Below are 21,798 nucleotides of genomic sequence, written 5' to 3'. Positions count from 1 at the left end.
GCAAAAAAATATTTTTTTCTCGCAATAAATCTTTAATTTCGTTAGAGAATTACATCCTTGTTTTTAAGATAAATTTAAGAGGGTGTGACAACCAAATTGTTATATTTTATTAACAAAACCTTCGCAGGCTTTAATTTTTCACTTTTATGAACAACGGTCTATTTGGAGAATCTGGCATCCAGATCACATTACTGCTTATTCTTTTACCTATAATTGTCGCTTTAATTATTGGTGTTGTAAAGCTTTATAATTCTTATTTAAATTTAAAAAGAAGAAAAGAACTTTCAGATTTTACAAAAAATCTTGGAAATCTTACACCGGATGAGCTGGAAAATTTTAAAAAAAGACAGGACGAACTGGATTACAAATTGCCGGGAAATATCCTTTCCGGAGATTTACCTGTTTCGGACAAAACGGGAATTATTTCCAACATTAATACGATAGAAAATATCCGCGTTATTCCGGAGAAACAAAGTTTTCAATCGCAACAATATGTTTCCAAACATTTATCTAAACTCATCATTTATTTTATTGGAAGTGCCGTCGCCTGGCTAATTATTGCGACATCAGTTGGAGAATATTTAGGTATAAAATTCGTTGCACCGGACGTTGATCATCAAAGCTGGTTGAGTTTTGGCAGATTAAGACCCGTTCATACCAATATGGTTTTTTGGGGTTGGGCATCTACCGCGATGGTTGGTTTGGCTTACTATGTGATCCCGCGCGTAAGTAATGTGCGAATTTTTAGCCTAAAAATTGGATATTATTCTTTGTGGTTTATGAATTCTGCAGTTGCGCTGGGTAGTATTTCTCTGATGGCGGGCATTAATAATTCCGGCGGTGAATATCGGGAATATATTTGGCCGGTAATGTTACTTTTTGCAGTTGGTATTGCGCTTTCACTTTATAATTTTTTGAAAACTATCGCGAGCCGTACCACTCACGAGATCTATGTTTCAAACTGGTATATAGTTTCGGCAATGATGTACGTGATCGTTATTTCATTGACTGGTTATCTTCCTTTTTGGCAAAATGGTCTGGGCGAAACTATAACACAAGGATATTATATGCACCAGGGCGTAGGAATGTGGTTTATGTTTTTGGTTTTAGGCTTAATGTACTATTTTCTTCCGCAACAATTAAATAAACCAATCTACTCTTACAGCTTAGGGATTTTAGCTTTTTGGACACAGATATTATTTTACACGGCTTTAGGAAGTCACCATTTTATTTTTAGTGCGATTCCCTGGTGGTTGCAAACTGTAGCGATCGTTTGTAGTGTTGGGATGATCATTCCTGTTGTTTCCGGAACGACTAATTTTCTTTTAACCTTTAATGGTGCGTGGTATAAATTGAGAACCAGTTATACTTTACCATTTTATTTAATAGGAATTATATTTTATTTTACCGGCTCAATGCAGGGAACCGTTGAAGCATTTCGGTTCACAAATTTGATCTGGCATTTTACTGATTTTACGGTTGCGCACTCGCATTTAACGATGTATGGAATCATTACGTTTATGCTTTGGGGCTTTATTTATACGTTAGTTCCTAGATTAACGGGTAGAGAACCAAAAAAAGTTTGGGTCGGAATTCATTTTTGGCTGGCTTTAGTTGGGTTAATGTTTTACACAGTTTCATTAATGATTGGTGCAACAGAAAAAGGAATGTTGTGGATGGCAGGAAAACCTTTTGTGGAAGGATTAACTTTAATGGCGCCTTTTTGGCTTTGGCGCGCGATCGGTGGTACGATGATGTGGATTTCGCATCTTGTTTTTGCCTACAATTTTTATACAATGATCAACCGAAAACCAAGAATTTTGATTCCAAAGTCGCCTGCAGAGATTTTAAATGCAAAAAAAATGATGACCAATCAGGAATTTAATACTACAAAAAATTAATACTATGAAATCTTTTTTGACAGGATTTAACATAAATAAGAAAAGTAGAGAAACCGCAAGACTATTTAAAACAATTAAAATCTACTTATGAAAATGTACAGTAATCATAAACTGCTTTTTTGGACGGCATTATTATTTTTCGCTTTTTTAACTTTAAATGTTTGTATTCTTCCGGCACTTACAAATCAGGATATTTATCAGCCGCTTCCGGACGCCAAACCTTTAAGTAAAGATGCGGCAGCTGGAAAATTAATTTATATTGAGAATGGTTGTGTTGCCTGTCATACGCAGCAGGTTCGCGAGGCGGATATGGACAAAGTTTATGGCTCAAGACCTAGCATATCTGCAGATTATGCGGGTAACAAAAGATTAAATGTTTGGCAGAATACAGCCACTTTAATGGGAACGGAACGCACCGGACCGGACCTTACTTCAATTGGCGAACGTCAACCAAGTACAGATTGGCATTATGTCCATCTTTATCAGCCGCGAGCATTGGTGAAACAATCCATAATGCCGGCATTTCAATGGCTTTTCGAGGAGAAAGATTTTTTGCAAAAAGGTGATCTTGAAGTAAAAGTGCCTGACGAATATAAAAAGCACAAATCAAAATACATTGTTGCTACCAAAAAGGCTCAGCAGCTTATAGCCTATTTATTATCTTTAAAACAAACCCCTTTACCAAAAGGAACAGCACCTGTTGAATTTATTTATAAACAGGATTTTAAAAAAGAAAATGGAGCAGCGGGCGCTGTTGCAGGTGGACCAAACGGCGAGGAACTTTATACGACGCACTGCGCGTCTTGTCACCAGGCAACTGGCGAAGGTTTACCGGGAGCATTTCCGCCTTTAAAAGGAAGTCCGGTCGTAATAGGTGATGATATAGAAATGTTTGTCACAATTATGATGAAAGGTTACAACGGCAGACCGGGCTATGGGCCAATGCCTGCGGTTGGTACAACGGCAAACTTCACACCCGAAATCGTACATGCAATAATGAATTATGAAAGGGGAGCCTGGGGAAATAAAGCAAAACCGGTAAGTTTGGAAGACGTGAAAGCAGCCTACGATAAAATTAAATAAGAGAAAAATGAAAAATTTAAAACAAAAATTGACTCTGATTTTTTTACTGATCATTAATTTTAGTTGGGCTTGCGAAGCCTGTAAACTGGCTCAACCGCCCGTTACCAGAAGTTATACGCATGGCGCAGGTCCGCAGGGGAATTTGGATTGGGTCATTGTCGCAGTGGTGACAGCGATCATCATTTATACTTTAATTTTCTCTGTAAAATATTTAGCAAAACCAGGCGAAAAAAAGAGCAATCATATTAAATATTCCATTTTGCAGGATTAAATTTTAAAGAAAATGACTAAAGATCACAGCAAAGTTTTTCTCTTTTTAGATGATGAAAAGCAACCAATAGCAGAACTTGAGACGCCTATTGTTTTTAATTTTGACACCAATAAAATTCCGGATGGCGAACATATTTTAAAAATTGTCAGCAAATCTATGACTGGTCGTGAAGGTATTCGCTTAATTAATTTTCAGGTTAAAAACGGACCAACGATTAGTGTGGAAGGTCTAAGTGAAAACGATATTGTAGAAGGAAGTTTGCCTTTAATGATCAATGCTTATGACAAAGGTTTGCCTAAAAGTTTCGTAATTGAAGGTAGTGAAACGCCACAAACAGTTCCTGTGTGGGTTTGGGTGATGATCATGATCATTTTAGCGTGGTCAGCTTATTATTTAATAACTGAATATTCTAACGGGATTTTTTAAATAAATTTTATCAAAATATAAAAAAGCAGATTTCAGTTTGAAATCTGCTTTTCTGTATAAAATCTAAAATCTAAAATCTAAAATCTAAAAATCTCAAGTCTAAATCCCTTTCACAATAAAATAATTCTTCTTCCCTTTTTGAAGCAATAAAAACTTTCCATCCACAAAATCTTTTTCCGTAATTTGAATATTTTCGTTAATCTTTTCTTTATTTAATGAAATCGCATTTCCCGCAAATTCACGTCTTGCTTCACCTTTAGATTTTAAAAATCCACTTTGCTCAGACAATAAATCAACAATATTTCCTTCTAAAATCTCACTTTTAGAAATTTCTTTTTGCGGAACGCCGCTAAAAATTTCAAGAAAAGTTGCTTCATCTAAATTTACTAGATCTTCCGCAGTCGATTTCCCAAACAAAATATTTGACGCTTTAACCGCTTTTTCAAATTCTTCTTTTCCGTGAACCCAAACCGTAATTTCTTCCGCTAAAGTTTTTTGCAACAATCTTTCGTGTGGCGCTTCTTCATGAGATTTAATTAAATCATTTATCGTTTCTTCCGACAAGAAAGTATAAAATTTAATAAAACGTTTCGCATCTTCATCCGTAGAATTCACCCAAAACTGATAAAATTTATAAGGCGAAGTTTTCTTCGCATCCAGCCAGTAATTTTCACCCGCTTCACTTTTCCCAAATTTCGACCCGTCAGATTTAGTGATCAAAGTTGTTGTCAAAGCAAATGCTTCACCTTGCACTTTTCTTCGGATCAATTCCGTGCCGGTCGTGATATTTCCCCATTGGTCAGTTCCGCCCATCTGGAGTTTCACATTATTATTTTGATACAAATGCAGGAAATCAAAACCCTGTAATAATTGGTAAGTAAATTCCGTGAAACTCATCCCTTCCGCGCCATTTTCGCCTGTCAGTCTTTTCTTCACAGATTCCTTCGCCATCATGTAATTCACGGTCAGATTTTTCCCGATATCACGCACAAAATCCAGGAAAGAAATACTTTTCATCCAGTCAAAATTGTTCACCAATTCCGCTTTATTCGCCTCATTTCCCTCAAAATTTAGAAACTGCGACAATTGTTTTTTAAGACAGGAAACATAATGGTTCAAAGTCGCTTCATCTAGCAAATTTCTCTCGTTAGATTTTCCACTCGGATCGCCGATCATTCCCGTTGCGCCGCCTACCAAAGCAATTGGCTTATGACCATGCTGCTGAAAATGCGCCAAAATTTTGATCTGGATCAAACTTCCAATATGCAGAGAATCCGCCGTCGGATCAAACCCAATATAGCCTGTCGTCATTTCCTTATCCAGTTGTTTATCGGTTCCGGGCATCATATCGGCGTAAAGTCCGCGCCATTTTAGTTCCTCAATAAAAGCGTTCATCGTTCGTAATTTTAAGTCGCAAAATTAAGGAAAATAATCAGAGTTTTAAAAGTTGTAAAATTCTTGATTTGGGCAGACATTTGACTTTGTCGAATGTCTATTTACTATTTTATTTGGGCAGACATTTCCGCCTTCCGTTCCCAATCTTTTTTTCAAATGCAAAAAAAGGATTTCCACTCAAGTCGGGCTGCAATTTGTTTTATAATAAGTTTATGAAATTAAAAAATAAGGAAAGTTCTTTGTGGAAACTGATAGTTTAAGTTCTAATTTTATTTATGGATTAGGTAATTTCAAATCTTGATTTTCATAATCAAATCGTTTAACGTTATTTAAATTTTTTATAATTAATTTTAAAGATCCTTTAGGTTTTATAATTGAATCATTTACTTGTATTTTATTTTCCCATTCTCTATAAATTATTATACTATCTTTTTTGTTATAAATAATGTAAGGAATTCCATGGTTTTCAAAGTCTATAGTTTTCTTGTAAATAGTTGATTTAATATCTTTTTTTCGTAATTGATCTAAGTAAGAATTTTCACTTTTAGAAGGAGAAATAAATTTGTAAATAATCATTATCAAAATAATAAATACAATCATAAATAAGTCCCGATTATTTTTTTTCATCTTCTTAACTTTTCCCGCATATTTCAAAGATAAAATTTTATTCCTAAATTAGTATTGATTTGAAAACATTTAAATTCTAATAAGAGCAACAGTTTTTAAAATTATAATATTCCGTACTTTTAAAAAAAATTACCATCATGAATTATGGCATTGACCATTTTACAATTGAAGACCTTTTAAACATTATTGAAAGACCAAAAATTGCAAAATTAAACGCAAAAGCAAAAAAGCAAATTACAGATTCGCAACAAAATGTAAAAAAAATAATTGCTTCAGATAAAACGGTTTACGGTATAAATACAGGTTTTGGACCTTTGTGCGACACCAAAATTTCAGAAGAAGAAACTGAACAATTACAACATAATTTAATTATTTCTCACGCCGTCGGTGTTGGAAAACCGATCTCAAAAAAACTCTCAAAAATAATGATGGTCGCGAAAATTCATGCACTTTCAAAAGGTTTTTCGGGGGTTTCCTTAGAATTAGTAGAACGTTTAATTTTAATGGTCGAAAAAGACATTATTCCTGTAATTCCTGAGCAAGGTTCTGTCGGCGCATCCGGAGATTTAGCACCTTTGGCGCACATGGTTTTGCCACTTTTAGGCTTGGGAAAAGTCTGGAAAAATGATTTTCCGGTTCCGACAAAAGAAGTTTTAGAAAAGTACAATATTGAACCTTTAATTTTAGGATCAAAAGAAGGTTTAGGTTTAATCAATGGAACGCAATTTATCTTAGCGCATTCCATTTTAGGTTTACAAAAGTTCGAATATTTATTGGATTTAGCAGATTTAACGGCAGCGATGAGTTTAGAAGCCTACCGCGGTTCTGCAAGTCCGTACAAAAAAGAATTGCACGAAATCCGCCCATTTGAAGGCAGTAAAAAAGTCGCTGCAAGAATGCGAAAATTTCTAAAAAACTCTGAAAATCTTCATGCCCACGAATTTTGCGATCGTGTACAAGATCCATATTCAATGCGTTGCGTACCACAAGTTCATGGCGCAAGTAGAAATGCGTTCGAACATTTAAAAAATTTAGCAGAAACAGAACTTAATTCTGTTACAGATAATCCAATTGTAATTTCCGATGAAGAAGCCATTTCCGGTGGAAATTTCCATGGTCAACTTTTAGCAATGCCTTTAGATTACGCAACTTTGGCGGCGGCAGAATTAGGAAATATTTCGGACCGAAGAAGTTATTTATTGTTAGAAGGAAAATATGGTTTGCCAAAATTATTAATAGAAAGCAGCGGCTTGAATTCCGGTTTTATGATTCCACAATACACAACTGCGGCTTTGGTTTCTGAAAACAAATCCTTGTGTTTTCCGGCTTCCGCAGATTCGATTCCAACGAGTTTGGGACAGGAAGATCATGTTTCGATGGGAAGTATTTCAGGACGGAAATTTAACCAGGTTTTAGGAAATTTAGAAAATATTTTAGCCGTAGAATTGATGTTTGGCGCGCAAGGTTTAGAATTTCGAAGACCTGCAAAATGCGCGAAATTTGTGGAAGATGCTTATGATTTAATCAGAACAAAAGTGTCAAAATTAACAAACGATCGATTAATAGGCGAAGATATTTTAGCGATTTCAGATTTAATAAAAGAAAGAAAATTTACTGTAAATTAAAATTAATTTTTAGTATCAACAGATTCTTCCATGTGTTTTTTTACTATTCGTTGATGTCTTTCATTTTTTACAAGTTGGCTTTGTTTAAGATCTCGAATATGCTGCGTCACAGTATTGACAAAAAGTAAAATTAATACCACACTTGTAAACATATAAAAGATATTGAAAATTTTGCCCGCGTCACTTTTAGGTAAAACTCCTGCATTTCCGGTCGTCACCATAGTAGAAACGGCATAATTCACACAGTCGATCCATCGCCAGTGTTCTAAAAACCTAAATCCAAAGACGCCCAATATTAAAATGAAGAATGTCGTATAGATTAAATAGCGGTAACTTTTTTTACTTATAAATGTTTTGGCGGTCGCGATTATCATTCTAATTTTTTTAAATATTAATGATGTAAAAGTAGCATTTTAGTTCTGCTAAATTGTTTTGTAAAAAATAAAAAAAGCTTAATCTGAGCAGGCTTAAACTTTCTCATTTTTACTTTTACCTTTTTGTGTGAAACACTATCTTTACAGCAAAATTTTTTCAAGCATGATAGACTGGAAAACCGTAAAAGAATACGAAGATATTACCTATAAAAAATGTGGTGGCGTCGCAAGAATTGCCATAAACAGACCGGAAGTTCGCAACGCTTTTCGCCCAAAAACCACTTCAGAATTATATGATGCTTTTTACCACGTTTCAGAAGATTCTTCTATTGGCGTCGTTTTACTAACTGGCGAAGGTCCGAGCAAAAAAGACGGCGGCTGGGCTTTTTGCAGCGGCGGCGATCAAAATGCACGCGGTGAAAAAGGTTACGTTGGCGAAGACGGACGTCATAGATTAAATATTTTGGAAGTTCAAAGATTAATTCGTTTTATGCCAAAAGTGGTGATCGCGGTTGTTCCAGGTTGGGCAGTTGGCGGCGGACATTCACTTCATGTAGTTTGCGATTTGACTTTGGCCAGTAAAGAACACGCGATTTTCAAACAAACTGATGCAGATGTAACCAGTTTTGATGGTGGTTATGGTTCAGCTTATCTGGCAAAAATGGTCGGGCAAAAAAAAGCGAGAGAAATTTTCTTTTTAGGACGAAATTATACGGCGCAGGAAGCCGCAGATATGGGAATGGTAAATGCTGTAATTCCACATGCAGAATTGGAAGACACGGCTTATGAATGGGCGCAGGAAATTTTAGGAAAATCGCCAATGTCTATCAGAATGCTAAAATTTGCCATGAATTTAACGGACGACGGAATGGTCGGCCAACAGGTTTTTGCAGGTGAAGCAACGCGTTTGGCGTACATGACAGATGAAGCAAAAGAAGGTAGAAACGCGTTTTTAGAAAAAAGAAAACCTGATTTCGGGGAAAATAACTGGATATCTTAAATTTAGTTGGTAGTTGTTGGTTGTCAGTTGATAGTTTTAGAATTATTCCCGACAACCAACAACTGTCGACTGACAACTAATAAATATGAAATATTGGATTAAAGCCGCACGTTTGCGCACATTGCCCCTTTCGATGAGCGGAATTGTCCTCGGTTCTTTTATCGCAAAATGGCGCCTAAATTTAGATGGAAAAACTTGGGATTGGAAAATTTTTGCTTTGGCGATTTTAGTTACCCTTTTATATCAAATTCTTTCAAATTTTGCCAATGATTATGGCGATGGAATCCGCGGGACAGATTTAAACAGAAAAGGTGAAGCAAGAGCCGTTGCAGCGGGACATATTACGGCAAATCAAATGAAAAACGGGACAATTGTTCTAGCAATTTTATCTTTGATTGCAACAATTATACTTTTATATGTGGCTTTTTTACCAGATTATATTAACGCTTTTTACACTTTTATAGGTTTAGGAATTGCCTGTATTTTAGCGGCAGTAGGCTATACTATTGGAAAAAAACCTTATGGCTACATGGGTTTAGGTGATATTTTTGTATTCGTGTTTTTCGGATTGGTTTCCGTTTGCGGGAGTTATTTTCTTTTTACAAAATCATTTTCCTGGGATATTTTATTGCCCGCAACTGCTATTGGACTTTTTAGCACAGCAGTTTTAAATTTAAACAACATGCGTGATATTGAAAGTGATGCTTTAACCGGAAAACATACTTTTGCTTTAAAATTAGGATTTAAAAAGGCAATGGTTTACGAAGTTATTTTATTGCAGTTGCCTTTGATAATTATGCTCGCCTTTATGCTTTACAATAAATTACATGAATCCGGACACTATTATGCTTTCATATTCTTCATTTTGATGTTGCCGTTAATGGCGATCAGAAGAAAAATAATGGAAGTTAAAGAACCGCAGGAACTTGATCAGTTTTTAAAGCAAGTCGGGATTATTACTTTTATGATGAGTGTTTTAGTAGCAATTGGCTTAAATTTTTTCAATTAAAAATGGAAAATTCTAACAGAGATTTTTTTGAAAAATTTGGCTATCGAATTATAGAAAATGTGTATTCCAACGAAGAAATTAATTCTATAGTTGATATGATTGAAGATTTGCAAACTCAAAATCTTCAGAAAGAAACTTTCCGCAAAACAGAAGATTTATTTGCAATTAGACAGTTTCATAAAGAACTGCCAGAAATCTTGCCATTGATTTTTAATGAAAATTTTAAAAAAATTATTAAAGAATTTGCGGCCGAAGATTATTTTATTGTAAAATCTATTTATTTTGATAAACCCGAAAAATCTAACTGGTTTGTTTCGTATCATCAAGATTTGACCATTTCAGTTGATAAAAAAAAGGAAATAGATGGCTTTAAAAATTTCACAACCAAGCAAAATCAATTTTCAGTTCAACCACCAATCGAATTTTTAGAAAATATTGTGACTTTTAGAATTCATTTGGATGACACATCTTCTGAAAATGGTGCTCTCAGAATAATTCCTGAATCGTTCAGAAAAGGTATTGTTAAGTGTGAAAAAATAGATGTTAATGTAGAGAAATGTTGTGACTTGAAAAAAGGAGGAATAATGTTAATGAAACCTCTTACTTTGCACGCTTCAAGCAAAACGACTAACGGAAAAAGGAGAAGAGTTATACATATAGAAATGGCAAATAAAAATTTGCCTTTCGGAATAAATTGGAGCGAAAAAATTAATTAAAAATTAATTTAAAATGAAAATAAAATTCTTAGGACAAAACTGTTTCCTTTTTACTTATGAAGGAAAAACAATACTTGCAGATCCATTTTATAATTTCTCAAAAGACAAATCGGGCTTTGATATTTCTGCACAAAAAATCGATTATATCTTAATTACTCATGCGCATGGAGACCATATTGCAGACGTTGCAGAGGTTTTGAAGCATTATCCAGAGGCAACAGTTATCGGTCAGCCAGAAATTTGCGGCTATTTTAAAGCAAAAAATAACATTGATCTTAATTTCGGTGGTTCTGCAGAAATTTCAGATTTAAAAATTTCAATGGTTCCGGCGTCTCACACAAGTTCTTTCCCGGATGGAAGTTATGGTGGAGAACCTTCCGGTTACGTTTTAAGATCACCTGAGAAAAATATTTATTTAGCAGGAGATACCGGCGTGATTCCAGATATGGCGCTTTTCCCAAAATTATTTGGCGAAATTAGTTTATCAATTTTACCAGTTGGCGGTCATTACACAATGGATGCAAAACAAGCGAGTTTTGCTGCTGCAGAATTATTAAAATGCCCGAAAGTGATCGGTTGTCATTTCGATACTTTTCCACCAATTGAGATCGATCATCATGTGGCGAAAAACTTATTTAGCGATAGAAATGTCGAATTAATTTTGCCTGAGGTAGGCGAGGAATTTACAGTTTAAAGCAAAAAAAAGAGAATAAACATTCTCAAATTTTAAAATAAAAAAATGGCAAGCGATCTACATCACACCGCTACAACCAATTACCTTTGCTGCGTTCCCACCCTGGAGGATTTTCGGGAGCTGGTTGTGTAGGACTTGCCGGTGCAAATATACAAATTTTAATAAAATTTGAAAATAAAAAGTAAAAATGAGATTAAATATCATTCAGAAAGGACTTATGTTATTCATTATCACCATGATAATTTTTTTCCTTGTCTATTATTTCTTCGGTGATCTTCATTATTTTGACAATACGATGATGGCAAATTCATTTGTAATGCCAATAGTTTATGCTTTAGTCGCATTTTTCTCAGTAAGAAATATCTGGAAAAAAGAAAATACAATAAATTTTAGTCTGGCTTTTAAAAATGCATTTTTGCCAATGTTTATAGGCGGTTTTTTATCCATATTATCTATATTTATTTTTTTAAATTATTTAAATACACCGGCGAAAGATCTCCTTAATTACCAATATGTTTCTACCCAAAAAGCGCAATTGGATGAAGAATATTCAAAATCAAAGAAAATCCTGGCGAAAAAAGAAGACATTGCAGATCTCGAACAAAAATATCAGGAACGTTTGCAAAGTTTTGCACCTGAAAGAGTTAAAGATAAAGATATGTTCACTGCAAGATTTTTCATGTTGTATTTCGCTGCAATTTTAATTTATGACTTAATTTTTTCTTTATTCATAGGTGCTTTTTTTAGAAGTAGAAGTGCGAAATAATTTGACGGTTTTAATTTAATACGTATCTTTGGCAAAATTACACGTAATGACAACGAAATTAACTTTAACAATAGAGAAAGACATCATAGAAAAGGCAAAAATCTATGCAAAAGGAACGCAAAGAAGTCTTTCGGAAATGGTGCAAAAATATTTGGAAAATTTAGGAAAAGTCGAAGATAAAGAAGAACTATCGCCACAAATGAAAAATCTATTAGATAAAATTCCAAAAAAATCTCTGGTTAATGAATTAGCGGGAAGTTTAAAAATGCCTAAGAATTTCACAGATGAAGAATTGGATAATTTTAGAAGAGATTATCTTGAAAATAAATACAAATAAGTATGGTTTTTTTTCTCGATACTAATGTTATTCTTGATTTTTTATTAGAAAGAATTCCTTTTGACGAAGCCGCAAATGAAATATTTGATTTGGCTGAAAATAAAGAAATTTCGCTTTTCACTTCTACACATGCTGTTGCAACTTGTCATTATTTTGGTAAAAAAAATTTTAGTGAAGAAAAAATTCGTACAACTTTATATAAATTGTTAGATTTAATAAGTATTATAAGCGTTGATGAAGAAATTTTAAAAAAATCACTAAAGTCTCATCATAAAGATTTTGAAGACGCTATTCAAATTTTTTGTGCTCATAAAATTGAAAATTTAGATGCGATTGTTACCAGGAATTTGAAAGATTTTTCAACTTCTGAGATACAAGTTTTCGCACCAGAAAATGCATTAGATTACATTAAAAATAAAAAATAATCATTTACAATAAATGAATTTATCAATAGTTATCCCACTTTTAAACGAGGAAGAATCTTTGGAAGAATTATTTTCCCGTATAAAATCTGTTTGTGAAAATAGTCAACTTTCTTATGAAATTTGGTTCATCGACGATGGAAGTACAGATATGTCATGGCCCATAATTCAGAATCTTTCCTTACAATATCCTGAAATTCATGGTATTAAATTTTCCAGAAATTACGGCAAATCTCAGGCTTTGCACGCGGCTTTTGAGAAAGTGAAAGGCGATGTGATTATTACTATGGATGCTGATCTGCAGGATTTTCCGGAAGAAATTCCCGGACTTTACGATAAAATTATTTCAGAAAATTACGACATCGTTTCCGGCTGGAAAAAGAAACGGTTTGATAATGTGATGACCAAAAACCTACCATCAAAGTTATTTAATTCTGCCGCAAGAAAATTATCGGGCGTCGAACTTCATGATTTTAATTGTGGTCTAAAAGCCTACAAAAAGCAAGTCGTGAAATCGATCGACGTTTATGGCGATATGCACCGTTATATTCCGGTTTTGGCAGCGAATGCGGGTTTTAGAAAAATCACAGAAAAGGAAGTTCAACATCAGGCAAGACCGTACGGCACTTCAAAATTCGGAACGGAACGTTTCGTTCGGGGATTTTTAGATTTGGTCACACTTTGGTTTGTGAGCCGTTTTGGCGGTAGACCGATGCATTTTTTTGGGGCAGTTGGAACAATAATGTTTGCTTTTGGTTTTTTATCTGCATTTTGGCTAGGTTTATCTAAATTAATTGATGTTTCCCGCGGAATTTACGGTCATCTTTTAGCAAATAATCCATGGTTTTTTATTGCTTTGACGATGATGATTTTAGGAACATTGCTTTTTATCGCAGGCTTTTTAGGTGAAATGATGATCCGAAATAATCGCGATCATAAGAATTATTATGTTGAGGAAACTTTATAACGATGGAAAATAATCAGCAAAATATAAACATTTTTATTATATTGATTTTTGCATTAACTGCAATTTTATTTACCATTTTTTTATTAGTTTGTCGTTGGAAAATTTTTGAAAAAGCAGGTCAAGATGGTTGGAAAAGTTTAATTCCAATTTACAATATTATTATTTTACTTGAAATTACTAAAAAACCAAGTTGGTGGATTTTTTTATTATTAATTCCAATATATAATTTTTACATAGCAATCACATTAAATATTCGTTTATCTAAAAGTTTTGGGAAAGATGATCTTTTTGGAATTTTGTTGACTTTTCTTAATTTTATTTTTGAACCCATTTTAGCCTTTGGAGATTCTAAATATAATCCTAATTTAATATCAGATGATCAAAATTCTACATCTTGGACGTAATTTTGTGGTTACTTTAGTCTCAAAATGTAAATAATACTATGAAATACCTTTTTTTAATCTTATCAATTTTCACAATTTCTTCCTGCTCAAAGGTGAAACCAGAAGGCGCGATAGAAACGCACGAAATAAAAATTGCAGATTTTAACCAATTAAATTTGAAGGGAAAATTTCGGGTTTTTTATATTCATTCGCAGAAAAATTTTGTTGCGGTAGAAACCAATCCAAAATTTTTTAAAAATCTTGACATTAATGTTGATGATAATATTTTAAATATTGAAGAAAAACACCAAACGCAAGGTCTTGATTTTTATAATATTAGCATTTATTCCAAAGATAATTTAAGCCAAGTCAAACTTGCAGATTCTGTAGAATTTAATATTTCGGGTGAAATAAAATCACCGGATTTCAAACTCAATATAAAAAATAATGCTAAATTTATTGGTGCTGTTAACTCTAAAAAATTAGATTTGGAAATGATTGATAAATCGCGTGCCAATCTTTTGGGTAAAACAGAAAATGCATTTATCAAGATTTCTGATACAGCCAGTTTAATTGCACCTTATTGGTATGTGAATGATTTAAATATAAATTCTGATAAAGGAAATTATTCAGAAGTAAGTGTGTCAGATAAAATTAGCGGCGATGTGAAAAATACGGCGTCTTTTACTTATTACGGTTCGCCAATAAGTGCTTTTAAAATAGAAAAAACGGCAACCGTAGAAAACAAAAAACTTAATTAGTTTTACAAAGTTTTATGTAGTTTCAAATTGTTTTATAAAGTTTTAATATTATTAAACAAATTTGAACGACATTAAACAAATTAGATTGAAATCAAACAACATCAAACAACATCAAACAAAATAAACGACTATGACATCCACCGAACAAGCAAAACTTTGGCTAAATGATACCTTCGATACTGAAACTCAGGAACAAGTACAAAAATTAATTGATTCTAAATCTCCAGATCTTGACGATAGTTTTTATAAAAGTTTAGAATTTGGAACTGGTGGAATGCGCGGTGTAATGGGTGTTGGAACGAATAGATTGAACAAATATACACTTGGACAAGCCACGCAAGGTTTGGCAAATTATTTACTTCAGCAATTTGCTGGCGAAGAAATTAAAGTCGCAATTGCTTACGATGTTCGTCATAATTCTAAAGAATTTGGTAAAATGTGCGCCGATGTATTAACGGCAAATGGTATTAAAGTTTTACTTTTTAAAGAATGCAGGCCAACGCCGGAATTGTCTTTTACGGTTCGAGAAAAAGATTGCAACGCGGGAATTGTTTTAACAGCATCACACAATCCGCCAGAATATAATGGCTATAAAGTCTATTGGAATGACGGCGCACAAATCGTTCCGCCTCACGATTCAGCAATTATAAATGAAGTCCAGAATACAAAATTTGACCAGATTAAATTTAACGGAAATGATGATTTAATTGAATGGATTGGCGAAAAACAAGATGATATTTACATTGATGCTTGTATCGAAAATTCAACTTATCAAAATATTGGAAAAGACAATTTAAATATCGTTTTCACTTCAATTCACGGGACTACTTATGCTACGGTTCCGAAAGCCTTGAGAAAAGCAGGTTTTAAGAAAATCGATCTGGTTCAGGAACAAATGGTGCCAAGTGGAAATTTCCCAACGGTCGAAAGTCCAAATCCTGAAGAACCAGCCGCTTTACAAATGGCGATGGATTTAGCAAAAATCGTTAATGCAGATATCGTAATTGGAACAGATCCAGATGGTGACAGATTAGGAATTGCAGTGCGGAATTTAGAAAATGAAATGCAACTTCTTAATGGAAATCAGTGTAATACGATTTTAACTTACTATATTTTAGACCAATGGAAACGTCGGGATAAATTGAAAGGAAATGAATTTATTGGTTCTACGATTGTAACTTCTGATATTTTCTTTGATATTGCAAAGCGTTTTGGTGTAGAATGTAAATCTGGTTTGACGGGTTTTAAATGGATCGGAAAAATGATCCGCGATACTGAAGGAACACAAAAATTTATTTGTGGAGGCGAAGAAAGTTTTGGTTTTATGACTGGTGATTTCGTTCGTGATAAAGATTCTTGTGGCAGTATTTTGCTGGCTTGTGAAATTGCAGCATTCTGCAAAGCGCACGGCAAAACAATGTATCAATATTTAATTGAAATTTACCGCGACCTTGGACTGTACTTTGAAAGTTTGACTTCGATTACTAAAAAAGGAAGAGACGGCGCAGAAGAAATTAAGCAAATGATGGTTGATTTTAGAGAAAATCCACAGAAAGAATTAGCAGGTTCAAAAGTGACTGAAGTTAAAGATTACCAGGAACAAAATTGTCTTTATTTGCAGGAAAACAGGAGAGAAGTGATGGATGAAATTCCGAAATCTAATGTGTTGATTTATTACACGGAAGATGGTTCTAAAATTTGCATCAGACCTTCGGGAACAGAACCGAAAATTAAATTTTATTTCTCTGTTAAAGATAAAATCGAATCGGAAGCAGATTTCAAAGCAAAATTAGTAACATTAGATGAAAAAATTGAACTGATTAAGAAAGATCTGAAACTTTAAAGATCAGAATTATCTATCAATTTTAAAATATTATTATTTCAAAAAAAATGAAAGTATCAAAACTCGCGGAAAACTTAGTAGGTTCAGAAATTATAAAAATAGGAAATCAAGTAAATGATCTAAAATCTCAAGGTGCAAAAATTGCCAACTTAACTATTGGTGATTTAAACTCAAATATTTATCCCATTCCACAACTTTTAAAAGAAGAAATTTCTAAGGCTTACGACAATAATTTGACCAATTATCCACCAGCAAGCGGTTTACTTTCTCTACGAAAATCGGTTTCGAATGATATTAAAAATCGGTGGAATTTAGACTATTCTACAGATGAAATTTTAGTTGCAGGCGGTTCCCGCCCTTTGATTTATGCTTTTTTTAAAACAATAGTTGACAAAGGTGAAAAAGTGGTTTATCCAGTTCCTTCCTGGAATAATAACCATTACGCTTATTTAACTTCTGCAGATAAGATTGAAGTTGAAACGACACCTGAAAATAATTTTTTACCAACCGCAAAAGATTTAAAACCACATTTAAAAGGTGCGGTTTTATTGGCGCTTTGTTCGCCTCTAAATCCTACAGGAACGATGTTTACTAAAGATCAATTAGCGGAAATTTGTGAGTTGGTTTTGGAAGAAAATAAATCCCGTGGTGAAGATGAAAAGCCGCTTTACGTAATGTACGACCAGATTTATGCTAATCTTACTTTTGGCGAAACGCATTATAATCCAGTTTCTTTGTATCCCGAAATGGCTGAATATACAGTTTTTATTGATGGAATTTCTAAATGTTTAGCAGCAACCGGCGTTCGTGTTGGTTGGGCTTTTGGCCCGGAATTGATCATTAAAAAGATGACTGCTTTATTAACTCACGTTGGTGCTTGGGCACCAAAACCTGAGCAGGAAGCAACGGGAATTTTCTTTGAAAATAAAGAAAATGTTGATGAATTTGTGGATGATTTTAAAGGTAAAATCGAAGAAAGTTTAAAGGTTTTACACGCAGGAATTCAGGATTTAAAAAATCAAAATTTTGCGGTTGACAGTATTGTTCCGATGGGCGCATTGTATTTGACCATTAAATTAAATTTTATTGGAAAAAATCAGCCAGACGGAACTAAAATAAATGATTCTACAGATTTAGTTTTCTATTTAATTAATGAGGCAGGAATCGCACTCGTGCCTTTTTCCGCTTTTGGAAATTCTACTGAAACACCTTGGTTTAGGGCTTCTGTTGGCGGATTAAGTCTTGAAGAAATAAAAGAGATGCTCCCAAGATTAAAATCTGCTTTGGAAAACTTAAAATAGTTGGAAAAAATTCGTTTTGTCAGTGGAAAAAATACTACATTTGTAGTAAATAAAATGAGATGAAGAATTCTAATGAACAAAATACTGACAAAGCAGGCATCGTTTCTGAAGCAGGAATTGTATATGGAAATAATTCTTTTAGAAATTTTGTGTTTCAAAATGATTATTCTTTAGTAAAACAAGCAAAATCGGGTATCAATACAAATGTGTTTTATACTTTTACAGAATCTATTAATTTATCGGAAAAGGTTGTTGCAGCAATGATCAACTTATCGCCAAGAACAATTAGTAATTATAGAGACGCTAATAAAAACTTAGAAGCGCATCACAGTGAGCATTTATTAAAATTAATTTCACTGTTTGAAAAAGGTAAAGAATATCTAGGAAATATCACGGAATTTAATAGATGGTTGAAAATACCATTTTGGAATTCTGACGAAATTCCTTTTGATTTTTTGAACACTTCTGGCGGTGTAGATTTATTGAGCGTTCGTTTAGAAAGAATGGCGCAAGGTTATCCCGTATAATTTTTTTAAATGCTGTTATACCGAATCGCTCACAAAAAATTTACTCAAAATCTATCTGTAAGTGGATTTTCAGGAAGGTGGAATAGTGATGGAAAAATGGTTTTATATACTTCAGAAAATATTTCATTGGCTCTTTTAAAAAACATGATTTACCGTGCCGGTTCTGGTTTTAACAATGATTATAAAATCATGATCATCGAAGTTTTAAGTAAAAAAATAGAAGAAGTTGATATTAAAAAATTACCTAAAAGTTGGCGGGAATTAGATGCGTATTCAGAACTTCAAGAAATCGGAAATGTTTGGTATGACCTTCAAAAAAATCTAATTCTAAAAGTTCCCTCTTCTGTTTTACCGGAAAATTTCAACTATATTTTAAATACCATTCATCCGGATTTTAAAAAAGTAAAATTGGTGGACGTTTTAGATTATGAACCTGATGAACGACTGGAAAATATTCTAAAAAAATACTCATAAATTTAAATTCTTAGAACAAGCGCTGGTCAATTTTATTGATCTTTAAAAGCATAAATATTCCAAATGAAAATAATAGCCGTCATTCCTGCAAGATTTGAAGCCACAAGATTTCCTGGAAAGTTAATGGAAATACTTGGTAATAAAACAGTTATTTCTACCACTTACGAAAATGTCGTTGCGACAAAATTATTCGATGAGGTTTTTGTAGCCACTGATTCCCAGATTATTTTAAAGGAAATTGAAAAAAATGGTGGCAAAGCAGTCTTTACCCAAAAACATGAAACTGGAAGCGACCGAATTGCAGAAGCCGTAAAAAATATCGACTGTGATATTGTTGTAAATGTTCAGGGAGATGAACCTTTTTTAAATAAAAAACCCTTAAAAGAATTAATTTCAGTTTTTAAATCTGATAAAAATAATGAGATTTCTTTAGCTTCACTTAAAACTAAAATGTTTGACGTAAAGGAAATTTCTGATCCTAATAATGTGAAAGTTATTACGGATCAAGATGGTTTTGCGCTTTATTTTAGCCGGTCTGTAATTCCTTATCCAAGAGAAATGTCAAAAGCGACAGAATATTTTAAACATATTGGTGTCTATGCGTTTCGAAAAGATGCGCTTTTAAAATTTACAGAATTAAAAATGCGTCCCTTGGAAATTTCCGAAAAAATAGAATGCATCAGATATTTAGAATACGGCATGAAAATCAAAATGATAGAAACCGATTTCGTCGGTATTGGAATTGATGTTCCCGAAGATCTGGAAAAAGCGCGCGCTTTACTCATAAAAAAATCTTAAAACTGATTTTTAACAACTTTCGTATTTTATTTAATAACTATATTTGACAATTACGATTTACCTTTAAATTTATTTTCAACGTTTTTAGTAGTTTAATGAAGAAGTTAACCATTTTATTCAGTCTTATATTTAGCGCATTAATATTTTCGCAGTCTGCAAAAGAAATTATTGATCAAAACTTAGAACTTTCGGGCGGTATTACTAACTGGAAGCTTTTAAATTCCATTCTTTTACAAGGAAAAGTGTCATTGGGAATTAATGATATTTATCCGATCAAAATTTACCAACAGCGACCAAATCTGACCAAAACTGTTATTACAATGGGAAAGAAAGATACAGCTATCGAGGGTTTTGACGGTGACAAAGGTTATGCGATGAATTACGCGACGAATAAAATTCAGGTTTATGAAAATTATAAACCGGAAAGTTTTGATAATGACTTTATTGATTATGAAAATAAAGGTTTTACTGCGGAATTTCAGGGTAAAGAAAAAATTGGTGAAAATGTCTGCTACAAAGTAGAACTAACGAAAAATGTAAATAAAACCATTTATTATTTTGATGTTAAAACTTCGATGCTTTTAAAGGAAATTAAAAAAGATGAATCTCTAAGTTATTCCGATTATCGAAAAGTTGGTTCATTTTTAATGCCTTTCAGGATTGAATCTTCATCACCTAAAAAAGATGGCGATTATGTGATGCTGGTAAATAAAATTGAAACCAACAGGCAGTTTCCTGACAATACTTTTAAATTTAAATAAATTTTTAAAATAAATAATATGAAAAAAATATTCATTTTACTGCTAAGTGCAGGTGCATTTCTACAGAATTGTACGGGACAAAAAAAAGATAAACCAATGGCAAAAGATGAAACGATGACGAAATCTGAATCAGTTGTAAAACCAGAATCAATCTATGATTTTAAAGTTTCAGGTTTAGAAGAAGGAAAAACAATAAATTTTGCTGATTATAAAGGCAAGAAAATTTTAATTGTAAATACAGCTTCGGAGTGCGGATTCACACCACAATATGCTGATCTTGAAAAAGTTGCTGAGCAATATAAAGATAAAGTTGTTGTTATTGGTTTTCCTGCGAATAATTTTGGAGGTCAGGAACCGGGAAGTGATAAGGAAATCAGTACATTTTGCACCAGAAATTATGGTGTAACTTTTCCGATGGCGTCAAAAGTATCAGTGAAAGGTGACGATATTGCGCCGATTTTTAAATATTTAACTAATAAAGATTTAAACGGCGTAAAAAACACAACTATTTTATGGAATTTCACAAAATTCTTAGTTGATGAAAACGGACATTTGGTTGACAGTTTTATAAGCACTACAAAACCAACAAGTGAAAAAATCACCAAATATTTTCAATAATATTTTGTCTTCAAAATAGTAACCGGCGATTTAGCCGGTTTTTTTTATTTAATTTTTTCAGCAAAATTGAAGATAGCGGAAAGTTTTATTTCAGAAAAACCTTTTGATTTTATTTTTGCTGCGTTGACCATTGCTTTTGCTAAAACTGATGTTGGCAATGGTTTTTGACTTTTGAATAAGCCTAATTTATTCACAAAATTCAAAGCTTTTATGCTTAAAACTTCGACCGATCTTTCACTGTTTTTACGCTCCAGAATTCCCGGTTGAAAATAGGTAGTTTTCTCAAAATTTAATTTTTTAACTGCGTCTTCCAGTTCGCCTTTGATCCGATTGTAAAATAACTTCGATCCTGAATCTGCTCCATAAACTGAAACCAGGATAAAATCTTCTACACCATTATTTTTTGCTGCTTCTGCGAAATTTAACTGATAATCATAATCAACTTTTCTCTGTGCTTCCTTGCTTCCAGCGTCTTTTAAAGTCGTTCCCATACATGAAAAAGCGACATCGCCAGTCACCAGATGTTGCCAGTTTTTTGGTTGATCAAAGTCAACAACGTGTATTTTACATTTTTTAGTTTCAGATTTTATGTTATTTCTTACGAAAAGATGAACTTCAGAAAAATCCTGATCTTCCAGTAACAATTTTGTTAAATCTTTACCTGTCGCGCCTGTCGCGCCCAATACTAATGCTTTCATAAAGTTTTCTTCAAATATAAA

The 21,798-nt window shown here is 33.2% G+C and carries 26 protein-coding genes and 1 other RNA gene; 22 read left to right on the top strand and 5 right to left on the bottom strand.

The annotated features are described in order from the left end of the window. Nucleotides 1–146: 146 nt before the first annotated feature. The 4 genes from BM238_RS12450 to BM238_RS12435 all read left to right on the top strand — a co-directional run bounded on the left by BM238_RS12450 (nt 147) and on the right by BM238_RS12435 (nt 3,681). Nucleotides 147–1,901, top strand: a complete 1,755-nt coding sequence (locus BM238_RS12450) for a cbb3-type cytochrome c oxidase subunit I (RefSeq protein ID WP_090081737.1) — start codon at nt 147–149, stop codon at nt 1,899–1,901. Nucleotides 1,902–1,988: 87 nt separating this feature from the next. Then, nucleotides 1,989–2,984, top strand: coding sequence for a cytochrome c (locus tag BM238_RS12445; protein ID WP_090081733.1), 996 nt, complete (start codon nt 1,989–1,991; stop codon nt 2,982–2,984). A 7-nt stretch (nt 2,985–2,991) separates the two neighbouring features. Then, nucleotides 2,992–3,255 (top strand): hypothetical protein, encoded by a 264-nt coding sequence (locus BM238_RS12440; protein WP_090081730.1) that lies wholly within the window; start codon nt 2,992–2,994, stop codon nt 3,253–3,255. 12 nt (nt 3,256–3,267) lie between these two features. Beyond that, a complete protein-coding gene (locus tag BM238_RS12435; protein WP_090081727.1) occupies nt 3,268–3,681 on the top strand; it encodes a cytochrome C in 414 nt (137 codons plus the stop codon). A gap of 99 nt (nt 3,682–3,780) precedes the next feature. Here the strand turns inward: BM238_RS12435 and tyrS are convergent, their stop codons facing one another. Then, nucleotides 3,781–5,076, bottom strand: a complete 1,296-nt coding sequence (tyrS, locus tag BM238_RS12430; protein ID WP_090081722.1) for a tyrosine--tRNA ligase — start codon at nt 5,074–5,076, stop codon at nt 3,781–3,783. Between the two features lie 273 nt (nt 5,077–5,349). Continuing rightward, nucleotides 5,350–5,703: a hypothetical protein gene (locus BM238_RS12425; protein WP_090081718.1), complete on the bottom strand. Its 354-nt coding sequence runs from the start codon at nt 5,701–5,703 to the stop codon at nt 5,350–5,352. 137 nt (nt 5,704–5,840) lie between these two features. Between BM238_RS12425 and hutH the strand changes: the two genes are divergently transcribed. After that, nucleotides 5,841–7,328, top strand: coding sequence for a histidine ammonia-lyase (hutH, locus tag BM238_RS12420; RefSeq protein ID WP_090081714.1), 1,488 nt, complete (start codon nt 5,841–5,843; stop codon nt 7,326–7,328). A gap of 2 nt (nt 7,329–7,330) precedes the next feature. Here the strand turns inward: hutH and BM238_RS12415 are convergent, their stop codons facing one another. Next, complete coding sequence (locus tag BM238_RS12415; protein WP_090081711.1) at nt 7,331–7,702, bottom strand: potassium channel family protein; 372 nt, start codon at nt 7,700–7,702, stop codon at nt 7,331–7,333. A gap of 151 nt (nt 7,703–7,853) precedes the next feature. On the opposite strand from BM238_RS12415, the gene BM238_RS12410 reads away from it, so the two are divergent. From BM238_RS12410 to BM238_RS12395, 4 genes are all read left to right on the top strand, one after another. After that, nucleotides 7,854–8,702, top strand: coding sequence for a 1,4-dihydroxy-2-naphthoyl-CoA synthase (locus BM238_RS12410; protein ID WP_262490324.1), 849 nt, complete (start codon nt 7,854–7,856; stop codon nt 8,700–8,702). Nucleotides 8,703–8,787: 85 nt separating this feature from the next. Continuing rightward, complete coding sequence (gene menA, locus BM238_RS12405; protein ID WP_090081704.1) at nt 8,788–9,711, top strand: 1,4-dihydroxy-2-naphthoate octaprenyltransferase; 924 nt, start codon at nt 8,788–8,790, stop codon at nt 9,709–9,711. 2 nt (nt 9,712–9,713) lie between these two features. Then, nucleotides 9,714–10,427, top strand: coding sequence for a phytanoyl-CoA dioxygenase family protein (locus BM238_RS12400; protein ID WP_090081703.1), 714 nt, complete (start codon nt 9,714–9,716; stop codon nt 10,425–10,427). Between the two features lie 13 nt (nt 10,428–10,440). After that, the gene (locus BM238_RS12395; protein WP_090081700.1) at nt 10,441–11,121 is read left to right on the top strand and encodes a metal-dependent hydrolase; all 681 of its coding nucleotides are present in this window, start codon (nt 10,441–10,443) and stop codon (nt 11,119–11,121) included. Nucleotides 11,122–11,164: 43 nt separating this feature from the next. On the opposite strand, the gene ffs is transcribed toward BM238_RS12395, so the two are convergent. Beyond that, an RNA gene (gene ffs, locus BM238_RS12390) (signal recognition particle sRNA small type) lies at nt 11,165–11,262 on the bottom strand. A gap of 46 nt (nt 11,263–11,308) precedes the next feature. Between ffs and BM238_RS12385 the strand changes: the two genes are divergently transcribed. The 13 genes from BM238_RS12385 (at nt 11,309) to BM238_RS12325 (ending at nt 21,079) form a co-directional block, all read left to right on the top strand. After that, nucleotides 11,309–11,887 carry a DUF4199 domain-containing protein gene (locus BM238_RS12385; RefSeq protein ID WP_090081697.1) on the top strand — a complete coding sequence of 193 codons (579 nt, stop codon included), beginning with the start codon at nt 11,309–11,311 and terminating at the stop codon, nt 11,885–11,887. A 46-nt stretch (nt 11,888–11,933) separates the two neighbouring features. Further along, nucleotides 11,934–12,224, top strand: coding sequence for a DUF6364 family protein (locus BM238_RS12380; RefSeq protein WP_090081695.1), 291 nt, complete (start codon nt 11,934–11,936; stop codon nt 12,222–12,224). Between the two features lie 2 nt (nt 12,225–12,226). Then, nucleotides 12,227–12,649, top strand: coding sequence for a type II toxin-antitoxin system VapC family toxin (locus tag BM238_RS12375; protein ID WP_090081692.1), 423 nt, complete (start codon nt 12,227–12,229; stop codon nt 12,647–12,649). 13 nt (nt 12,650–12,662) lie between these two features. Continuing rightward, nucleotides 12,663–13,613, top strand: a complete 951-nt coding sequence (locus tag BM238_RS12370) for a glycosyltransferase family 2 protein (protein ID WP_090081689.1) — start codon at nt 12,663–12,665, stop codon at nt 13,611–13,613. Nucleotides 13,614–13,615: 2 nt separating this feature from the next. After that, nucleotides 13,616–14,017 (top strand): DUF5684 domain-containing protein, encoded by a 402-nt coding sequence (locus BM238_RS12365; protein WP_090081687.1) that lies wholly within the window; start codon nt 13,616–13,618, stop codon nt 14,015–14,017. A gap of 38 nt (nt 14,018–14,055) precedes the next feature. Beyond that, nucleotides 14,056–14,757 carry a GIN domain-containing protein gene (locus BM238_RS12360; protein ID WP_090081684.1) on the top strand — a complete coding sequence of 234 codons (702 nt, stop codon included), beginning with the start codon at nt 14,056–14,058 and terminating at the stop codon, nt 14,755–14,757. Between the two features lie 130 nt (nt 14,758–14,887). Continuing rightward, nucleotides 14,888–16,600, top strand: a complete 1,713-nt coding sequence (locus tag BM238_RS12355) for a phospho-sugar mutase (RefSeq protein ID WP_090081682.1) — start codon at nt 14,888–14,890, stop codon at nt 16,598–16,600. Nucleotides 16,601–16,647: 47 nt separating this feature from the next. Further along, on the top strand, nt 16,648–17,901 hold the full coding sequence (locus tag BM238_RS12350) for a pyridoxal phosphate-dependent aminotransferase (protein WP_090081679.1): 1,254 nt from the start codon (nt 16,648–16,650) through the stop codon (nt 17,899–17,901). Nucleotides 17,902–17,960: 59 nt separating this feature from the next. Then, nucleotides 17,961–18,428, top strand: coding sequence for a DUF2384 domain-containing protein (locus BM238_RS12345; RefSeq protein WP_090081675.1), 468 nt, complete (start codon nt 17,961–17,963; stop codon nt 18,426–18,428). Nucleotides 18,429–18,437: 9 nt separating this feature from the next. Beyond that, entirely contained in the window at nt 18,438–18,902 is a 465-nt protein-coding gene (locus BM238_RS12340; protein ID WP_090081671.1) for an RES family NAD+ phosphorylase, read from the top strand. Nucleotides 18,903–18,965: 63 nt separating this feature from the next. Next, nucleotides 18,966–19,700 carry a 3-deoxy-manno-octulosonate cytidylyltransferase gene (gene kdsB, locus BM238_RS12335; RefSeq protein WP_090081668.1) on the top strand — a complete coding sequence of 245 codons (735 nt, stop codon included), beginning with the start codon at nt 18,966–18,968 and terminating at the stop codon, nt 19,698–19,700. A 95-nt stretch (nt 19,701–19,795) separates the two neighbouring features. After that, entirely contained in the window at nt 19,796–20,461 is a 666-nt protein-coding gene (locus BM238_RS12330; protein ID WP_090081663.1) for a histidine kinase, read from the top strand. Nucleotides 20,462–20,557: 96 nt separating this feature from the next. After that, nucleotides 20,558–21,079, top strand: coding sequence for a glutathione peroxidase (locus BM238_RS12325; protein WP_394333979.1), 522 nt, complete (start codon nt 20,558–20,560; stop codon nt 21,077–21,079). 44 nt (nt 21,080–21,123) lie between these two features. On the opposite strand, the gene BM238_RS12320 is transcribed toward BM238_RS12325, so the two are convergent. Next, on the bottom strand, nt 21,124–21,777 hold the full coding sequence (locus BM238_RS12320) for an NAD(P)H-binding protein (RefSeq protein ID WP_090081655.1): 654 nt from the start codon (nt 21,775–21,777) through the stop codon (nt 21,124–21,126). Nucleotides 21,778–21,798 lie beyond the last annotated feature (21 nt).

Source organism: Halpernia frigidisoli (genome assembly GCF_900113805.1).
GTDB classification, from domain to species: domain Bacteria; phylum Bacteroidota; class Bacteroidia; order Flavobacteriales; family Weeksellaceae; genus Halpernia; species Halpernia frigidisoli.
The sequence above is the reverse complement of the archived record's forward strand: the minus strand, read 5'-3'. Positions and strand labels throughout refer to the sequence as shown.

Bases quoted from the DNA above. Each gene is read 5' to 3' on its own strand.
- BM238_RS12375 (WP_090081692.1), top strand. From the start codon at position 12,227: ATGGTTTTTTTTCTCGATACTAATGTTATTCTTGATTTTTTATTAGAA.
- hutH (WP_090081714.1), top strand. From the start codon at position 5,841: ATGAATTATGGCATTGACCATTTTACAATTGAAGACCTTTTAAACATT.
- BM238_RS12360 (WP_090081684.1), top strand. From the start codon at position 14,056: ATGAAATACCTTTTTTTAATCTTATCAATTTTCACAATTTCTTCCTGC.
- menA (WP_090081704.1), top strand. From the start codon at position 8,788: ATGAAATATTGGATTAAAGCCGCACGTTTGCGCACATTGCCCCTTTCG.
- BM238_RS12450 (WP_090081737.1), top strand. From the start codon at position 147: ATGAACAACGGTCTATTTGGAGAATCTGGCATCCAGATCACATTACTG.
- BM238_RS12355 (WP_090081682.1), top strand. From the start codon at position 14,888: ATGACATCCACCGAACAAGCAAAACTTTGGCTAAATGATACCTTCGAT.
- BM238_RS12435 (WP_090081727.1), top strand. From the start codon at position 3,268: ATGACTAAAGATCACAGCAAAGTTTTTCTCTTTTTAGATGATGAAAAG.
- BM238_RS12385 (WP_090081697.1), top strand. From the start codon at position 11,309: ATGAGATTAAATATCATTCAGAAAGGACTTATGTTATTCATTATCACC.
- BM238_RS12325 (WP_394333979.1), top strand. From the start codon at position 20,558: ATGGCAAAAGATGAAACGATGACGAAATCTGAATCAGTTGTAAAACCA.
- BM238_RS12440 (WP_090081730.1), top strand. From the start codon at position 2,992: ATGAAAAATTTAAAACAAAAATTGACTCTGATTTTTTTACTGATCATT.
- BM238_RS12395 (WP_090081700.1), top strand. From the start codon at position 10,441: ATGAAAATAAAATTCTTAGGACAAAACTGTTTCCTTTTTACTTATGAA.
- BM238_RS12365 (WP_090081687.1), top strand. From the start codon at position 13,616: ATGGAAAATAATCAGCAAAATATAAACATTTTTATTATATTGATTTTT.
- BM238_RS12400 (WP_090081703.1), top strand. From the start codon at position 9,714: ATGGAAAATTCTAACAGAGATTTTTTTGAAAAATTTGGCTATCGAATT.
- BM238_RS12330 (WP_090081663.1), top strand. From the start codon at position 19,796: ATGAAGAAGTTAACCATTTTATTCAGTCTTATATTTAGCGCATTAATA.
- tyrS (WP_090081722.1), bottom strand. From the start codon at position 5,076: ATGAACGCTTTTATTGAGGAACTAAAATGGCGCGGACTTTACGCCGAT.
- BM238_RS12445 (WP_090081733.1), top strand. From the start codon at position 1,989: ATGAAAATGTACAGTAATCATAAACTGCTTTTTTGGACGGCATTATTA.
- BM238_RS12425 (WP_090081718.1), bottom strand. From the start codon at position 5,703: ATGAAAAAAAATAATCGGGACTTATTTATGATTGTATTTATTATTTTG.
- BM238_RS12350 (WP_090081679.1), top strand. From the start codon at position 16,648: ATGAAAGTATCAAAACTCGCGGAAAACTTAGTAGGTTCAGAAATTATA.
- BM238_RS12380 (WP_090081695.1), top strand. From the start codon at position 11,934: ATGACAACGAAATTAACTTTAACAATAGAGAAAGACATCATAGAAAAG.
- kdsB (WP_090081668.1), top strand. From the start codon at position 18,966: ATGAAAATAATAGCCGTCATTCCTGCAAGATTTGAAGCCACAAGATTT.
- BM238_RS12415 (WP_090081711.1), bottom strand. From the start codon at position 7,702: ATGATAATCGCGACCGCCAAAACATTTATAAGTAAAAAAAGTTACCGC.
- BM238_RS12340 (WP_090081671.1), top strand. From the start codon at position 18,438: ATGCTGTTATACCGAATCGCTCACAAAAAATTTACTCAAAATCTATCT.
- BM238_RS12320 (WP_090081655.1), bottom strand. From the start codon at position 21,777: ATGAAAGCATTAGTATTGGGCGCGACAGGCGCGACAGGTAAAGATTTA.
- BM238_RS12345 (WP_090081675.1), top strand. From the start codon at position 17,961: ATGAAGAATTCTAATGAACAAAATACTGACAAAGCAGGCATCGTTTCT.
- BM238_RS12370 (WP_090081689.1), top strand. From the start codon at position 12,663: ATGAATTTATCAATAGTTATCCCACTTTTAAACGAGGAAGAATCTTTG.